General features: G+C 37.6%; 2 protein-coding genes. Both read right to left on the bottom strand.

Going from position 1 to position 2,047, the window contains the following annotated elements:
- A partial coding sequence (deoC, locus tag ABYT26_RS17625; RefSeq protein WP_372756348.1) for a deoxyribose-phosphate aldolase occupies window positions 1-707 on the bottom strand: 707 nt, incomplete at its 3' end.
- Window positions 708-989: 282 nt separating this feature from the next.
- Window positions 990-2,047, bottom strand: a 1,058-nt coding sequence (locus ABYT26_RS17620; RefSeq protein ID WP_372756346.1) for a cadherin domain-containing protein, incomplete at its 5' end; no start/stop codon positions are given.

Below are 2,047 nucleotides of genomic sequence, written 5' to 3'. Positions count from 1 at the left end.
CCAACTCGTCTACCTGTTTTATCGAAATACTCTTTAATGGCCTGAGTCATGATGTAAGCAGCCTCTAGAGTTGCATTAACGGGAACTTTACCTGTTGATGTTTTAATGAAATCAGCACCAGCTTCCATAGCCAAAATAGAGGCGGTACGAATGTTTGTTGCTGTTTTTAACTCTCCTGTTTCCAAAATCACCTTCAAATGTGCTTTTCCACAAGCCTTTTTCTGAATTTCTATTTCATCAAATACCGTTTGATAATCTCCTTCCAAGAAAGCTCCTACCGATATCACTATATCAATATCATCAGCTCCTTTTTCAACAGCCATTTTGCATTCTAATGCTTTAACTTCAACGTATGATTGAGAAGATGGGAAAACACCTGCTACAGAAGCTATTCTAACGCCCTCAGCTTTTAAGTTTTCATTTAATGTAGGCACCTGGTATGGGTATACACAAATAGCAGCCACATTCGGCATGTCAAAATCATTCTGGAAGTTATTTACATTGTCAGCAAAACTTTTAGCTCTTGCATGTGTGTCTGTTGAATTTAAAGTCGTTAAATCGATAAACGAGAAGTTTTTCTTTAAATTCTCAAGCGTGTACAAAGAATCAAAATCGGAAGCTACAATTGCTTTTACCTGATTGCTAATCTCTTGGTCGTTCAATTCTAAATCGTACGATTTCAAGATCTCTAAAATGTTTCTTTTCATCCTTTCTAATTTTTAATTAGGATGGAGCAGCAAGTCCAATACCTACTACTACACATTGTAAATAAATAATAATTAACCAGTTACGGACGTTTCCGCTGATTTTTCCATATGCACATCAGAATAAACTGTTGTGCTACTTTTCAGAATCACAAATCTAGTCTATTTTTTAATCTTCCCCTATTTACATGCTACTAATTTCGTTGGACTTATATCATTTACATAAAAAAGCCAAAGCCATCGCAATAATGACTTTGGCTTACCACCATATTTACATACTAAAAACTACAACTTTACAATTTTATAACTTTTCCGATAATCATCCGACTCGATTAGAAGGAAGTAAAAGCCGCTTTGTAGTGCTTGTACCGAGAAACTAACTTGAGCCTCTCCTCCTGTGCTTTCGTAGTCCTGACGATACAATTGAGCACCGCTCATACTATGCAAACTAATGGTAAAATCGGTATTGTTGTAATCCGATAGATCCACATGCAATTCGTTGGCCACTGGATTCGGATAAATACTTACCTCGGGTTCTGTAAATACATCTTCAATTCCGGTTATGCTTGCCACCTCAATTTCAAATTCCTGGGTTTCGCCATACTCTGCATCCGAAACTTCTAGTGAAATGCTGAAATTTCCTCCCTCACCAGGAATTCCCGATAAACTGGCTGTTCCATCTTCATTGTCAACCAATGTTATCCAAGCTGGAATTTCGATAGCACTTACCGTACAAACATCATTGTCAAAATCAGTGTATTCTATGGAATAAATATACTCCTCGCCTACTGTGGCTTCCAGAATTGGCTCGCTAAGAAATTCTGGAGCCTCATTCACATCCGTAACATGAAGGGTAAACATATCATCATAGATTAAGCCATCCTGATCGCTAACAATCACTTTTACTGAATAGCTAATGTGATCTTCGAAGTTGAATTCATCTTTGGAAACAATTTGATCCCCATTCGTTTCGAAATATTTGTTCTCAGACAAAGTATAAGTGAAAGTCTGATCAGCATCAACATCTGTGGCTGTTAGTGTTCCTACTTCGGTTCCAATTGCAGAATTCTCGGCAATTGTTGCATTAGATAGCTGAATGGCTGTTGGGGCATCATTTGCATCTGTAATAGTAATGCTTAAACTCTCGGCATAAGTCAAACCTCCCTGATCGGTAACAGTAATTTCTACTGAATAAGAATCCGGTGTTTCAAAATCTAAGCTGGTTTTCGTGACTAGCTTGTCTTCTGAAATTTCAAAGTTATCATTCTCTGTAATTGCGTAAGTAAAGCTTTGATCGGAATCCTCATCAATGGCGGTAAGTGTTCCTACTTCGGTTCCAATTG

Origin of the sequence: Labilibaculum sp., from assembly GCF_041595635.1 — a bacterium.
GTDB lineage: Bacteria > Bacteroidota > Bacteroidia > Bacteroidales > Marinifilaceae > Labilibaculum.
The sequence above is the reverse complement of the archived record's forward strand: the minus strand, read 5'-3'. Positions and strand labels throughout refer to the sequence as shown.